13 protein-coding genes and 2 pseudogenes are annotated in these 12,741 nt (G+C 72.9%); 8 read left to right on the forward strand and 7 right to left on the reverse strand.

Annotated features, from left to right (window positions below; all coding sequences use genetic code 11):
* Positions 1-125: pseudogene (locus tag E1283_RS20420) on the forward strand (alpha-amylase family glycosyl hydrolase); the annotation flags it as partial.
* A pseudogene (locus E1283_RS20425) lies at positions 108-584 on the forward strand (TetR-like C-terminal domain-containing protein); the annotation flags it as partial. The pseudogenes E1283_RS20420 and E1283_RS20425, both read left to right, overlap by 18 nt.
* 18 nt (positions 585-602) lie before the next feature.
* Here E1283_RS20425 and E1283_RS20430 read toward each other — a convergent pair.
* Both E1283_RS20430 and E1283_RS20435 read right to left on the reverse strand, forming a co-directional pair.
* Positions 603-1,424 (reverse strand): SDR family oxidoreductase, encoded by an 822-nt coding sequence (locus E1283_RS20430; RefSeq protein WP_132819547.1) that lies wholly within the window; start codon positions 1,422-1,424, stop codon positions 603-605.
* Between the two features lie 47 nt (positions 1,425-1,471).
* Entirely contained in the window at positions 1,472-2,164 is a 693-nt protein-coding gene (locus E1283_RS20435; protein WP_132819548.1) for an NADPH-dependent F420 reductase, read from the reverse strand.
* A gap of 106 nt (positions 2,165-2,270) precedes the next feature.
* Here E1283_RS20435 and E1283_RS20440 point away from each other — a divergent pair, with 106 nt between their 5' ends.
* Positions 2,271-3,533 carry an MFS transporter gene (locus E1283_RS20440; protein ID WP_132819549.1) on the forward strand — a complete coding sequence of 421 codons (1,263 nt, stop codon included), beginning with the start codon at positions 2,271-2,273 and terminating at the stop codon, positions 3,531-3,533.
* A 30-nt stretch (positions 3,534-3,563) separates the two neighbouring features.
* On the opposite strand, the gene E1283_RS20445 is transcribed toward E1283_RS20440, so the two are convergent.
* From E1283_RS20445 to E1283_RS20455, 3 genes are all read right to left on the reverse strand, one after another.
* Entirely contained in the window at positions 3,564-4,052 is a 489-nt protein-coding gene (locus E1283_RS20445) for a hypothetical protein (protein WP_132819550.1), read from the reverse strand.
* A 16-nt stretch (positions 4,053-4,068) separates the two neighbouring features.
* The gene (locus E1283_RS20450; RefSeq protein WP_243744976.1) at positions 4,069-4,557 is read right to left on the reverse strand and encodes a YbhB/YbcL family Raf kinase inhibitor-like protein; all 489 of its coding nucleotides are present in this window, start codon (positions 4,555-4,557) and stop codon (positions 4,069-4,071) included.
* A gap of 115 nt (positions 4,558-4,672) precedes the next feature.
* Entirely contained in the window at positions 4,673-5,173 is a 501-nt protein-coding gene (locus E1283_RS20455; RefSeq protein WP_132819551.1) for a PH domain-containing protein, read from the reverse strand.
* A 134-nt stretch (positions 5,174-5,307) separates the two neighbouring features.
* On the opposite strand from E1283_RS20455, the gene E1283_RS20460 reads away from it, so the two are divergent.
* The 3 genes from E1283_RS20460 (at position 5,308) to purM (ending at position 8,887) form a co-directional block, all read left to right on the forward strand.
* Positions 5,308-6,057: a sterol carrier family protein gene (locus E1283_RS20460; RefSeq protein ID WP_132819552.1), complete on the forward strand. Its 750-nt coding sequence runs from the start codon at positions 5,308-5,310 to the stop codon at positions 6,055-6,057.
* A 102-nt stretch (positions 6,058-6,159) separates the two neighbouring features.
* Positions 6,160-7,725, forward strand: coding sequence for an amidophosphoribosyltransferase (purF, locus tag E1283_RS20465; protein WP_132819553.1), 1,566 nt, complete (start codon positions 6,160-6,162; stop codon positions 7,723-7,725).
* An 85-nt stretch (positions 7,726-7,810) separates the two neighbouring features.
* Complete coding sequence (gene purM / locus E1283_RS20470) at positions 7,811-8,887, forward strand: phosphoribosylformylglycinamidine cyclo-ligase (RefSeq protein ID WP_132819554.1); 1,077 nt, start codon at positions 7,811-7,813, stop codon at positions 8,885-8,887.
* A 153-nt stretch (positions 8,888-9,040) separates the two neighbouring features.
* Here the strand turns inward: purM and E1283_RS20475 are convergent, their stop codons facing one another.
* Both E1283_RS20475 and E1283_RS20480 read right to left on the reverse strand, forming a co-directional pair.
* A complete protein-coding gene (locus E1283_RS20475; RefSeq protein ID WP_132819555.1) occupies positions 9,041-9,322 on the reverse strand; it encodes a DUF3073 domain-containing protein in 282 nt (93 codons plus the stop codon).
* 263 nt (positions 9,323-9,585) lie between these two features.
* Entirely contained in the window at positions 9,586-10,737 is a 1,152-nt protein-coding gene (locus tag E1283_RS20480) for a Glu/Leu/Phe/Val family dehydrogenase (RefSeq protein ID WP_132819556.1), read from the reverse strand.
* Between the two features lie 215 nt (positions 10,738-10,952).
* Between E1283_RS20480 and E1283_RS20485 the strand changes: the two genes are divergently transcribed.
* Both E1283_RS20485 and bldC read left to right on the forward strand, forming a co-directional pair.
* Entirely contained in the window at positions 10,953-11,795 is an 843-nt protein-coding gene (locus tag E1283_RS20485; protein ID WP_207930471.1) for a DUF8083 family protein, read from the forward strand.
* Positions 11,796-12,201: 406 nt separating this feature from the next.
* Positions 12,202-12,408 carry a developmental transcriptional regulator BldC gene (bldC, locus tag E1283_RS20490; RefSeq protein WP_132819558.1) on the forward strand — a complete coding sequence of 69 codons (207 nt, stop codon included), beginning with the start codon at positions 12,202-12,204 and terminating at the stop codon, positions 12,406-12,408.
* Positions 12,409-12,741: the final 333 nt, after the last annotated feature.

The raw sequence follows: 12,741 nt of genomic DNA on the forward strand, positions 1-12,741 counted from the left end.
GCTGGGCGTGGACTGTCTCTGGCTGCCGCCGTTCTACGCCTCGCCGCTCCGCGACGGCGGCTACGACATCAGCGACTACCGGTCCGTGCTGCCGGAGTTCGGCACCATCGACGACTTCGTGGCGCTGGGGGGACGTCGGCGGCCTGCTCGCCGCCGTGCTCGACGCGGCGGGCGACGACGCCTGGCAACCGCCGGACACCGGCTCGCTCGAAGGCGACCTGGCGGCGCTGAACCAGGAGAGCCAGACGGCCCTGACGGCGGAGCCGCCCGTCGTGGCGGCGGTGATCGCCGCCTCCTTCCGCTCCGAGCAGGCCGCCGACGCCCAGCGGCGGCTCTGGGAGGACCGCTACGCCCGCTGCGAGACCATCGTCGCGCGGGCCGTCCGGCGCGGCGAAGTGCCGCCGGACACCGACGCCAGGCGCCTGCTCGTCGTCGCCACCGCGCCGGTCTACCACCAACTGGTGCTCCTGGGCACGCCTCCCGACCCGCGGCTGCCCGCCCACGCGGCCAGAGCCGCCGCCCTCGCCGCGGCCGCCGGCGCCTTCGTCGAGCCCCCGGCGGCCGAGGGAACGGGCGGGCCGTGACGCGCGGGCGTCGCACCGTCAGCGGAAGGCCGCCGCGTTCTCCTCGACCCACTCGCGGAAGGTGCGGCCGGGGCGGCCGGTGAGCCGCGGCACGGTGTCCCGCACCGCCGCGAGTTCGGCGTTCGGGTCGCCGCCGGTGACGTCGAGCACCGCGCTGGCGGCCTCGTCGCCGAGGAACGCCGCCAGCTCGCCGTGCGCGGCCGCCCGCGGCACCGGTTCCCACCGCACGTCCCGGCCCGTCACCGCCGCGATCGTCTCGACCTGCTCCCGGGCGGTGACCGGCGCCGGGCCGGTGAGGGCGTAGGCGTGGCCCCGGTGGGCCGGGTCCCTCAGGGCGGCGCCGGCCACCGCGGCGATGTCGGCGGGGTGGATCGTCGGCAGGGCGGCCGCCGGGAACGGCAGCCGGACGGTGCCGCCCGCGCGGATCGTCCCGGCCCACCACAGGGCGTTGGACGCGAACTGCGTCGGCCGCAGGATCGTCCAGGCCAGGCCGCTCTCCCGCAGGGCCCGCTCCGTCGCCGCGTTCGCGGCCGCCGGCCCCAGGTGGGGGTGGGTCAGCACGGTGACGGACGACACCAGCACCGCGTGCTCGACGCCCGCGTCCCGCGCCGCCGCCAGGGTGTCGGCGTCGGCGCCGAGACCGGCCGGCAGGAAGAGCGAACGCACGCCGGCCAGCGCGGACTCGAGCGAGTCGGGCCGCGCCAGGTCGCCGAGGACGGCGTCGCCGCCGGCCAGGGCCGGGTCCCTGGTGAGGACCCGGAGCGGGCCGACGCCCGCCTCGCGCAGCCGGTGCACGAGGGGGCGCCCGATATTGCCGGTCGCGCCGGCCACAAGGATCACGCGGCCGACGCTAGGACCTCAACCGGAGTTGAAGTCAACGGGCCGGGCTACCGCCGCGCCGCCGCCACCGCCCCCCGCACCTTCTCGGCCGGCGCCACCGTGCCCGGGTCCGTCGCCAGGCCCTCGAAGCCGACGCCCGGGTCGGCCATGTACGGGGCGCCGTACGCCGGGGTGCCCGGCTCGAACCGCCAGCTGTCGGCCAGCGAGCCGACATCGACCGCGTCCCACCCGAGGGCGTCGAGCAACTGGGCCGCCGTCTCCTTCGCCGCCGCGTCGTCCCCGGCGATCGGCAGCGCCCCGCGCTCCGTGGAGCCGGACGGGCGGGCGTAGTTCAGCAGGTGCCCGAAGAAGATGTTGTTGAACACCTTGACCACCTTCGCGCCCGCCAGGTGCCGCTGCACCAGCTCGCTGCTGGTCGCGTCGCCCGCGTCCAGCTCGGGGAACTGCCCGTCCCGCGTGGGGTAGTAGTTCAGCGTCTCCAGCACCACCTTGCCGGCCAGCGGCTCCACCGGCAGCTGCCGGTACGCCTTGAGCGGGACCGACACCACCACGATGTCCCCGTCCCGCGCCGCCTCGTCCGTGGTGCCGGCCCGCGCGTGGTCGCCGAGCTCGGATACGAGGCCGGTCAGCGTCTCGGGGCCGCGCGAGTTGCTGACCACCACGTCGAGCCCGGCCGCCACCGCCAACCGCGCCACGGTGCCGCCGATGTTCCCGCTGCCGATGAGTCCCAGTGTCGTCATGTCGGGCACAACACCCGGAGCCGCCCGGGCGTTCCCCGGACTGGGCAGGGCGGGTGACGCGGAATAACCGGAGGCGCCCCGAGGAGGCCCGGCCTATCCTCACCCCGTGCCAGAACCATCGCGGGAAGCCCGGCGCCCCCTCTGGCGCGACCGGAACTTCGGCATCTTCTGGGCCGCGCAGACGCTCTCCGTCGTCGGCGACTCGTTCGCGCTGATCGCGCTGCCGCTCCTCGTCCTGCACGCCACCGGATCGGTGGCCCAGATGGGCCTGCTGACCGCCGCCGCCGGGGTGGCCTCGCTGGTGGCGGGGATCTTCGCCGGCGTGGTCGCCGACCGCTTCGACCGGCGCCGGCTGCTGATCGGCTGCGACCTCGCCCGCCTGGGCCTGTACGCGCTGATCCCGATCGCCTGGGCGTTCGGGCCCACGGTCTGGCTGCTCTACGTCGTGCTGCCGCTCGCCTCGTCCGTCGGCATGCTGTTCATGGTCACCTACGTGACCGTCGTCCGCGGCCTGGTCGGCACCGAGCGGCTGACGGAGGCCAACGGCCGGCTCAACGCGACGGCCGCCGCGGCCGGCGTCATCGGGCCGCTCTGCGCCGGCGTCGTGGCGGCGCGGTTCGGGCCGGCCGCCGCCGTCGGGGTGGACGCGGCGAGCTTCGCCGGGTCGGCGCTCTGCCTGAGCCTGGTCAGGTTCGCCGCCGTTCCCGACCCGGCCCGCGAGGGCGGCACGGCACGGCGCCGGCTCTGGGCCGACCTGTTCGCCGGTGTGGCCTTCCTCCGCCACCACCCGGTGCTGCGGGCGCTCACCGTGCTGCTGACACTCTTCAGCTTCCTCCAACTCGGCCTCAACGACCTGGTGATCTACCACCTCAAGCACGACCTCGGCGAGGGCGACTCCACCGTCGGCACGGTCTTCGGCATCGGCGCCGCCGGCACCGTCACCGGCGCGCTGCTGGTGGCCGCCGTGCGCCGCAGGTTCGGCTTCGGGCCCACCTGGATAGGCACCGTGGTGCTCGCCGGCGTGGCCGTGGTCGGCATGGGTCTCTCCGACACGGTGGGCGAGGTCGCCGTCTGCGTCGCGCTGTTCCTCGGCGCCCTCAGCGTCGCCGGCACCTGCTCGATGTCACTGCGCCAGGAGGTCACCCCCGAGCACCTGCTGGGCCGGGTGACCTCCGCCTTCTGGACGCTGCACTACTCGGCGGCGCCGATCGGCGCCGCCGTGCTCACCTGGGCCGCGCAACACCGCGGCACCACGCCGGTGGCGCTGGCCGCCGGCGTCGGCTTCCTGCTCATCGCGACGATCGCCCTCTTCACCCCGGTCCGCCTGTCGCGGCCGGAGCGCCTGCCGTTCGGCTACGCCGACTCGTGACGCCTCGCTACGCCGACTCGTGACGCCTCGCTACGCCGACTCGTAGCGGGTGCCGAGGTCCGGGCGGTCGACGCCCTGGAGTTCGGTCACCAGGTGGTGGGTCGCGGCCAGGTCGTGCAGGATCCCCCGGGTGCGGTCGACCGGCAGGCCGGCCGTGCGGGCGATCTCCGGCGCGTACGCGCCCTCCCCGCCGTGCCGGGACTCGGCGACCTCCAGGGCCGTGAAGACCCGGGCGTGCTCGGGCCCGTAGGCGGGGTGCCCGCGGCCGCGGAACGACCGTCCGGGGCCGGGAGGCGGCAGCGGGACGCGGGGGGTGCGGCGTCGCTCGTCGCGCTCCTCGGCCAGCTCGCGCTGCTTCCCCCGGTGCGTCACCAGGGGCTCCGCGTCCGCGTGCGGGGTGCCCCGCTGCTTGGACGCGCCGGTGGTCGCCTTGCGGGCACTCGGCAGGTCCCCGGCCAGCCGCGCCTCGCGCGCCGCCCGCCGCCGCTGGACCTCGTTGCCCTCCATCTTCTTGCTCATCTCGTCCGTCACCACCTCACCGCTGGTAGAGGCCGGTCAGCGTGGACTCGGCGAGCCGCTCGTCGTCCAGCGCCCGGTGCACCTCGACGGCCGAGGCGTGGTCGGGCAGCGGGACGTGGAACGGCATCGCGTACAGCCGGAAGCGGTACCGGTGCGCCGCGTCACCGACCGGCGGGCTCGGGCCGTCCCAGCCGTGGTCGCCCATCGTGTTGGCGTGCGCCCGGCCACCGGGCGGCAGGTCGCCCTCCGCCACCCCGCGGGATCCGGCGTCGATGCCCGTCACCAGCCAGTGCACGAACGTGCCGGACGGCGCGTCCGGGTCCTCGCACAGCAGCGCGAGCTCCTGGGTGCCGGGTGGCGGTCGGGTCCAGCTCAACGGGGGCGAGACGTTGCCGCCGCCCGCGGTGAACCGGGGCGGGATCGGCGTCCGGTCCTCGAACGCGGGGCTGCTCAGGTCCAGGCCGTCCTGGGCCGGGTTCTCGTACGTGTCTTCCATTCCGGTCATGCGCCCGGGGTACCCGGGATCGGCCGAGGCATTCGGGCCCGCGGCGACCGAAACATCCGAATCCGGTACGCCGGTGTCCGGGGCGCCGCGGGGCGTCGTGGGGCGTCGTGGGGCGTCAGTCCGTCTCGGCGAGCGCGTCGATCGCCTGGTGGATGTGCTGCTTCAGCGTCTCGGGGTCCGGCACGTGCCGGAACACCATCAGCCCCTGCTCGGACGCGGACTGCACCCGGACCGTCCCGTAGCGCCAGATCCGCTCCCACAGCGAGGCCGAGAACGACACGTCGTTGACCCGGCTCAGCGGGATGCTGATGCCGGCCTTGGAGAGGAACCCGGAGCGCTTGTGGAGCCGCCTGCTGGTCAGGAAGTACAGGGTGGCGCGCCACTGGAGCAGCGGGACCAGCCAGCGCCACACGGCGAGCACCACGGCCAGGCCGACCACCACCCAGGAGGCGGTGCGCCCCCAGTCCTCGTCGGTGGGCAGCACCCACACCACGGCGCCGGCGGCCACGACGACGACGAGCAACTGGACGAACTCGCTGATCAGCGTCGTCCAGTGCTGCCTCGTCTCGTAGATCAGCACCTCGTCTTCGGCCAGGTAACGGTCCGCTATTGCCATGGCCCGATCCTGGCACGCGAGAGGCGGCCGGGTCGCCGGGGGATGCCCAGTTGATATGGCCTTGTCATCTTGACAGCACCCAGGGGGCGCCGGTCGGGGGACGGTTCGCGGCCACGCGACGTAGGCTCCGTCGTATGACCGGTGCCGTCCGGCGCAAGCCCCGCGCCTATCACCCCGATCGGGTCCGCGACGCGCTGCTCGCGCAGGTGGAGTTGCTGCGGACGGCCGTGCAGGAGCTGACCACCGAGCGACAGGTGGAGTTGGCCATGCCGCTCGGCCATCTGGCCCGGCAGATCGACGCGTTGCCCAAGCTGCTGGCCGAGCCCGCGCCGAAGGCCGCCCGGCCCCAGGTGGAGGTCACCGACTGGGTCGCCGCCACCGTGCACGAGGAGCGGGACACCGCGGACGCCGCCGCGATCAGCGCGGCCGCCCTGGAGATGGAGGCCGTGGTGGACATGGGCGTCCGCGAGGACGTGCTCATCCCGCACCACCTGGGCGCCATGCGGGCGGTGGACTTCACGGTCACCCGCATCGTGGAGCTGACCCTGCACAGCGACGACCTGACCCGGGCCACCGGGCGCCCGGTGCGGCTCGACCGGGGGGCGCTCGCCATCACCACCCGGGTGCTGACCGACGCCCTCGCGACCAAGGCCCCGGGCTCCTCCACCGAGGTCAGGATCCCGCCATTCGCCGCCGTCCAGTGCCTGGCGGGGCCCCGGCACACCCGGGGCACCCCGCCCAACGTGGTCGAGACCGACCCGGTGACCTGGCTGCGGCTGGCCACCGGTCGGGTCGGCTGGGAGGCGGCCACCGCCAGCGGCCGGCTGCGGGCCGGCGGCGAGCGGGCCGGAGCACTGGCCGATCAACTGCCTGTGCTCGGCTGATCGCGGTGCGTCGGTCGTGCCGGCCGATCCGCGTTCCGTATGGGGCATGTCTCACAATCCCGGGGTTCTCGCGCTCCGGGGATCCTGGCCTAGACTCGACGTGTGCGTGGTGATGGACGACTCAGCCACGACCTTGACCCCGGAGAGCGAGGCCCGAGGGACGCGTGTGGCGTCTTCGGTGTCTGGGCTCCGGGCGAGGAGGTCGCCAAGCTCACCTTCTTCGGCCTTTACGCATTGCAGCACCGCGGGCAGGAGTCCGCGGGCATCGCGGTGAGCGACGGCTCCAAGATCCTGGTCTTCAAGGACATGGGGCTCGTTTCCCAGGTCTTCGACGAGACCTCCCTCAGCTCCCTCCCAGGTCATATCGCCGTGGGCCACACCCGGTACTCGACCACCGGGGCCCCGACCTGGGAGAACGCCCAGCCGACGTTCCGTGCCACCGGGCACGGCTCGATCGCGCTCGGTCACAACGGCAATCTGGTCAACACCGCCGAGCTCGCCGAGCTGGTCGCCGAACTGCCCGGCGACCGCGGCCCCCGACACCGTGTCGCGGTCACCAACGACACCGACCTGGTCACCGTGCTGCTCGCCGGGCAGCGGGCCGAGGACGGCACGCCGCTGACCGTCGAGGAGGCGGCGCCACTGGTGCTGCCGAAGGTGAGGGGCGCCTACAGCTTCGTCTTCATGGACGAGGGCACGCTCTACGCCGCCCGCGACCCGCAGGGCTTCCGGCCACTGGTCCTTGGCCGGCTGGAGCGCGGCTGGGTGGTCGCCTCGGAGACGGCGGCGCTCGACATCGTGGGGGCCTCCGTGGTCCGCGAGATCGAGCCGGGCGAGATGATCGCGGTCGACGAGAACGGGCTCCGCTCTTCACGCTTCGCGGAAGCGAAGCCGCGCGGCTGCGTCTTCGAGTACGTGTACCTGGCCCGGCCGGACACCGACATCGCCGGGCGCAACGTCTACCTCTCCCGGGTCGAGATGGGCCGCCGGCTGGCGGCCGAGGCCCCGGCCGACGCCGATCTGGTGATATCGACCCCGGAGTCCGGCACCCCGGCGGCCATCGGCTACGCCGAGGCCAGCGGCATCCCCTACGGCTCGGGCCTGGTCAAGAACTCCTACGTGGGCCGCACCTTCATCCAGCCGAGCCAGACCATCAGACAGCTGGGCATCCGGCTGAAGCTGAACCCGCTGAAGGAGGTGATCCGCGGCAAGCGGCTGGTCGTCGTCGACGACTCCATCGTCCGCGGCAACACCCAGCGGGCCCTGGTCAGGATGTTGCGCGAGGCCGGCGCCGCGGAGGTGCACATCCGGATCAGCTCGCCGCCGATCAAGTGGCCCTGCTTCTTCGGCATCGACTTCGCGACCCGCGCCGAGCTGATCGCCAACGGTCTCTCGGTCGAGGAGATCGGCACCTCGCTCGGTGCCGACTCGCTGGCCTACATCTCGCTCGACGCGATGGTCGAGGCCACCACCATCGCCAAGCCCGACCTGTGCCGGGCCTGCTTCGACGGCGAGTACCCGATGGAGCTGCCCGACCCGGCGCTGCTCGGCAAGGACCTGCTGGAGCAGTCCCCCGAGGCCGAGCGGGAGCGGGCGGAGCGGGCGCGCCTGACGCTCCCCCTGCTGGCGACGGGGCCCGGCGCGGCCGACGCCCTGCGCCGTCCGTGAGCGGGCCGGCCATGAGCGGGTCAGCCGTGAGCGGGGCGGGCCACGCCCCGGAACACTCCCAGAACACTGCAGTCAGAGAGAACCGATGACAGAGAACGCTTCCGGTGTCAGCTACGCGGCGGCGGGTGTCGACATCGAGGCCGGTGAGACGGCCGTCGAGTTGATGCGCACCTGGGTGGCCAAGGCCCAGCGCCCCGAGAGCGTGGGCGCCATCGGCGGCTTCGCCGGCCTCTTCGACGCCTCGGCCCTCCGGGGCTTCCGGCGCCCCCTGCTGGCCTCGGCGACCGACGGCGTCGGCACCAAGGTCGCGGTGGCCCAGCGGATGGACGTGCACGACACGATCGGCCGCGACCTGGTCGCCATGGTCGTGGACGACCTGGTCGTGTGCGGCGCCGAGCCGCTGTTCATGACCGACTACGTCTGCGTCGGCAAGGTGTACCCGGAGCGGGTCGCCGCCATCGTCAAGGGCATCGCGGAGGGCTGCTCGCTGGCCGGCTGCGCGCTGGTCGGCGGCGAGACCGCCGAGCACCCCGGCCTGCTGGGGCCCGAGGAGTACGACCTGGCGGGCGCCGGCACCGGCGTCGTCGAGGCGGACGCCCTGCTGGGCGCCGATCGCATCCGTTCGGGCGACGTGGTGATCGCGCTCGGCTCGTCCGGCCTTCACTCCAACGGGTACTCGCTGGTCCGGCACGTCTTCTTCGACCTGGCCGGCTGGTCCATCGAGCGGCACGTGCCCGAGTTCGGCCGGACGCTCGGGGAGGAGCTGCTCGAGCCGACCCGGATCTACTCGCTCGACTGCCTGGCGCTGGCCCGCGCCGCCGAGGTGCACGCGTTCGCGCACATCACGGGCGGTGGCCTGGCGGGCAACGTGGCCCGGATCATGCCGGACGGGCTGACCGCCGTGATCGACCGCGCCAGCTGGGCGCCCGCGCCGGTGTTCGACGTGGTCGGCGCGGCCGGCCGGGTAGCGCGGGCCGAGCTGGAGCGCACGCTCAACATGGGCGTCGGCATGGTGGCCGTGGTGGCGCCGGGCTCCGTCGACCGGGCCCTGGCCGAGCTCTCGGCGCGGGGCGTGCCGGCCTGGGTGGCTGGCGAGGTCGGGGTCGGAGAGGCCGGCGGCGAGGCCGTCACGCTCACCGGGGACTACGCGCGGTCATCATGACCGGTCAGGGCCGCTGTGCGGGGTGGCACGACACAACTGAGCCCGGTCCGGCGAAACCGGACCGGGATGGGGAGGTCGTGCTCCCGGGTGGCTCAGTCGGCTCGGAGAGCCGGGCGGAGACCGGTCGGGCGACCGGCCGGCCGGAGGCGCTGGTCAGGCGCCGCGGCGTTTGGAGTTGGAGTGACCGTTGGTGGACGGCTCGTCGCCGTCCTCCTCGTCATCCTCGTCGTTGTACATCTCCGCGTAGCGTGTGTACAGGTCGTCGTCCTGCTCTTCGTCGTCCTCGACCTGCTCGCCGTTCGTCGGCGCCTGGTCAGGCTTTGATGCACCCGCACCCAGCTCTTCGGCCAGACGGGAAAGATCCGTCCGGCCGCCGTTGTACTTCAGCTGGCGGGCGACCTTCGTCTGCTTGGCCTTGGCCCGGCCGCGCCCCATTGGCTCGACCCCCTCAACGACGGGACCCTGCGGCCCCGGAGTGTTGACATCCGTTCATGATTGAGAGCGGGCCCTCGGACGAGCGCCCGATCCATCGGCCTTCAACCGTACCCGCTTCCGCGGGCCTACGGTACGTCGTCCGCAGGACCCGGGCCGCCCGATCGTCGACCGCTGACCCGCTCTTTGCTGGTCAGCCGCGATTTTACCTTCTTTCTCGACACGCCCCGCATGAGGGGGGTGACATGTCTTACGCAAATGGCCGATCAGTGGTTCGCGGCGTCGGCCATTCGGTGTTCGGCGAGGCGGTCGGCCGCCACAGCAGGGGGGACGCCCTCGGCGCGGGCCCGTTCGAAGATCTCCAGGGCGGTCTCGAAGATCAACGCGGCCTTTGCCTTCGCACGTGCGAAGTCAAAACCGTGGAGCTCGTCGGCGACCTGGATCACGCCGCCGGAGTTCACCGCGTAGTCGGGCGCGTAGAGGACGCCGCGGTCGGCGAGGTCCTTCTCGACACCCGGGTGGTCGAGCTGGTTGTTGGCGGCGCCGCAGACGATGCCGGCGGTGAGCAGCGGCACGGTCCGGTCGTTGAGCGCGCCGCCCAGGGCGCAGGGGGCGTAGATGTCAAGCCCGGGGGTCCGGATCAGGGCATCGGCGTCCGGCACGGCGGTCACCCGCCCTGGGTGGGTGTCGAGCACCCGGGCGACGGCGGCCGCGGCGACGTCGGTGACGACCACCCGGGCGCCGGCCTCGACGAGGTGGTCGACCAGGAGGTGGCCGACCTTGCCCACGCCGGCGACGCCGACGGTGCGGTCGGCCAGGTCGGGGGAGCCCCAGCGGTGCCGGGCCGCGGCGCGCATGCCCTGGAAGACGCCGAAGGCGGTGAGCACCGACGAGTCGCCGGCGCCGCCGTGCTCGGGGGAGCGGCCCGTGGTCCAGCGGCACTCGCGGGAGATCACGTCCATGTCCTCGACGTAGGTGCCGACGTCGCAGGCGGTGACGTAGCGGCCGCCGAGCGAGGCCACGAAGCGGCCGTAGGCCAGCAGCAGCTCCTCGGACCTGAGGCGGGCCGGGTCGCCGATGATCACGGCCTTGCCGCCGCCGTGCGGGAGGCCGGCGAGGGCGTTCTTGTAGCTCATGCCGCGGGACAGGTTGAGGGCGTCGCGGACGGCCGCCTCCTCCGGGCTCGGGGAGCCGGCGTAGGCGTGGAAGCGGGTGCCGCCCAGGGCGGGGCCGAGCGCGGTGGAGTGGATGGCGATCACGGCCCGGAGGCCGGTGGGCCGGTCCTGGCAGAGCAGGACCTGCTCGTGGCCGCCCTGCTCGGAGGCGAAGAGGATGTCCAGGGAGCTGGTCGGCGCGGGTACCGACCCGGGGGCGCTGCTGGCGCTGTCGACGCTGACAGCGGGACGTACGTCGGTCACGGTGGTGACTCCTGCGTATCGCTGGGTGGGCCGCCCCGTGCGGTCCGCCGGTGGATTGGGCGGGCGCGAGGGGGCGCGCTTGTTGTTCGATGAGATGAGACTACGACCGCCGTCGGGTGCCGGGTACCGGGGTCATCCGGGGACTGACACGATCGGGGGAGGGACGTCGAGGCGGTGTCGTCGAGGCGGTGCGGTCGAGAAACGCGGGAGGCAGTGTGCCCAAGGTGCCCTATGCGGCGTATCTCCGGGTCTACGAGCCGCTCGCGGCCTTCCCTGAGCCCGAGCGCTCGCACTGGGCCGACTACGCGCGACGCGAGCGGCTGCCCACCGCGCAGGACGAGCTGCGGGACGCGCTGACCGGCCTGGTGGCGCAGCCCGTGCGGTTGGCCCCGTCGGCGGAGAGCGCGGACGCGTTCGTGACCACGGTCGACGGGGTGGTCTGCGTCTGCCCGTGGCGGACCCGGCTGCGCTCGTGGCAGGCGCTGGGCGAGGTGGGGCACTGGCTGATGCCGCAGCCCGTGGTGGACCTGGCGCTGCCGCCCGGCGTGCGGCAGCGGGCGGCGGACGAGTACGACCGGTGGCGGGAGCGCAATCCGGACGCGCGGCCGTGGATCAGGTCGGCGCTGTGGCACGTTCCGGTGCGGTGGTTCGCGCTCTTCGCGGACGACGAGCGGATCTTCCACAAGGTCGGGGACGGCCCGGACGCCGGGGACGCGCCGGCGCTCAGCTACCGGACGCCGATGGTGGAGGCGCGGCGGCGGGTGGCCCGCGGGCTGCGGGCGGTCCGGGAGGCGATGCCCGAGGGGCCGCTGGTGGACGCGCTGACGGACGTCGGTCGCTGGCTCGAGGAGTTCCATCCGCGATCACTTGTCGAACTGGACTACGGCGGATTGATCTATACGATCTCCGAAGACCAGTTGGCGGCTGACCGCTCGGTGGCGGAGGTCGCCGAGGGGCTTGCCGCGCTCGCGGCGGGGGACGTCGAGCGGGCGACCAGGCTTTACGAGGAGCTCACCGACCGTTGGATGACGATCCGCGAGCGCCAGTTCGCCAACTGATCTGCTCCTTAGGTGGGGCGAAAGCCCCAAGCGTGATGGATGGCACTGTAAGGAACTCTTGCCTTCAAGTAGTCTCCTCGTGTCAAAATAGGACAACGGGCTCGGTGGGGCCTCGTCCTGGGTGGCGATCGACGGTCAGCCGTCGCGGGGTGACTGATCGTAGAGGTCAGGTAACTGTCCGCTATGGCATGTTCCAGTCGGCTTCCGCCAAGGTTGAACACCTGAGAGGGCAATTCCATCGGTTTGGCCGACCCGGCTGGACGGATGGTGTAGTTGTAGTGCCGAGGACAAGCCGTTCGTCCTATAACCGACTCGACCCGCGCCTGTCATTTCGGGCAACGTGGGTCAAGGTGCAGAATTTAGAGGAAAGAACCGTGATGGTTCGGTTCTCCCGAGGAGGCCGCTCATGACCGCTCGCACCCCTGATGCCGAGCCGCTGCTGACCCCGGCTGAGGTTGCCTCGATGTTCCGCGTGGACCCGAAAACGGTCACACGCTGGGCAAAGGCGGGCAAGCTCACGTCTATCCGCACGCTCGGTGGGCACCGCCGCTACCGCGAAGCGGAGGTGCGCGCACTGCTGGCGGGCATCCCGCAGCAGCGGGGCGAGGCCTGAGCAAACAACCGCACGACCCAGGCTTCGGGGCCCCCACCCCGGCCGCTTGGCCGCAGATCGCGCCGGACTCCGCCGAGTCCGGCGCGATTTGCATGCCCGCACGAGGGCATCACGAGCACCCCGCGGGGGCCTTCACGGGGCCGTGCAATTGCACATATTAAATTGGCGGGTTTCTCTACGGGGTCAACCGAGCTCAGCGAGCGATCAAGTTCCGTGACTCCCGTCACATGTCCTGTCTCTTGCCCGGCGCGATGATCTTGCGGTAATGCGGCCCCCGCCGCACCGCATCGCGCGTAGCTCTCTCCTACCCCCTCAAGCGGCTCTCCCCACCTC

Source organism: Streptomyces hainanensis, from assembly GCF_004348415.1.
Lineage (GTDB): Bacteria > Actinomycetota > Actinomycetes > Streptomycetales > Streptomycetaceae > Streptomyces > Streptomyces hainanensis.

Coding starts and splice junctions, on each gene's coding strand:
- E1283_RS20455 (WP_132819551.1), bottom strand. CDS start 5,173: ATGGCAATAGCGGACCGTTACCTGGCCGAAGACGAGGTGCTGATCTAC.
- E1283_RS20445 (WP_132819550.1), bottom strand. CDS start 4,052: ATGAGCAAGAAGATGGAGGGCAACGAGGTCCAGCGGCGGCGGGCGGCG.
- purM (WP_132819554.1), top strand. CDS start 7,811: ATGACAGAGAACGCTTCCGGTGTCAGCTACGCGGCGGCGGGTGTCGAC.
- E1283_RS20475 (WP_132819555.1), bottom strand. CDS start 9,322: ATGGGGCGCGGCCGGGCCAAGGCCAAGCAGACGAAGGTCGCCCGCCAG.
- E1283_RS20435 (WP_132819548.1), bottom strand. CDS start 2,164: ATGACGACACTGGGACTCATCGGCAGCGGGAACATCGGCGGCACCGTG.
- E1283_RS20460 (WP_132819552.1), top strand. CDS start 5,308: ATGACCGGTGCCGTCCGGCGCAAGCCCCGCGCCTATCACCCCGATCGG.
- bldC (WP_132819558.1), top strand. CDS start 12,202: ATGACCGCTCGCACCCCTGATGCCGAGCCGCTGCTGACCCCGGCTGAG.
- E1283_RS20450 (WP_243744976.1), bottom strand. CDS start 4,557: ATGACCGGAATGGAAGACACGTACGAGAACCCGGCCCAGGACGGCCTG.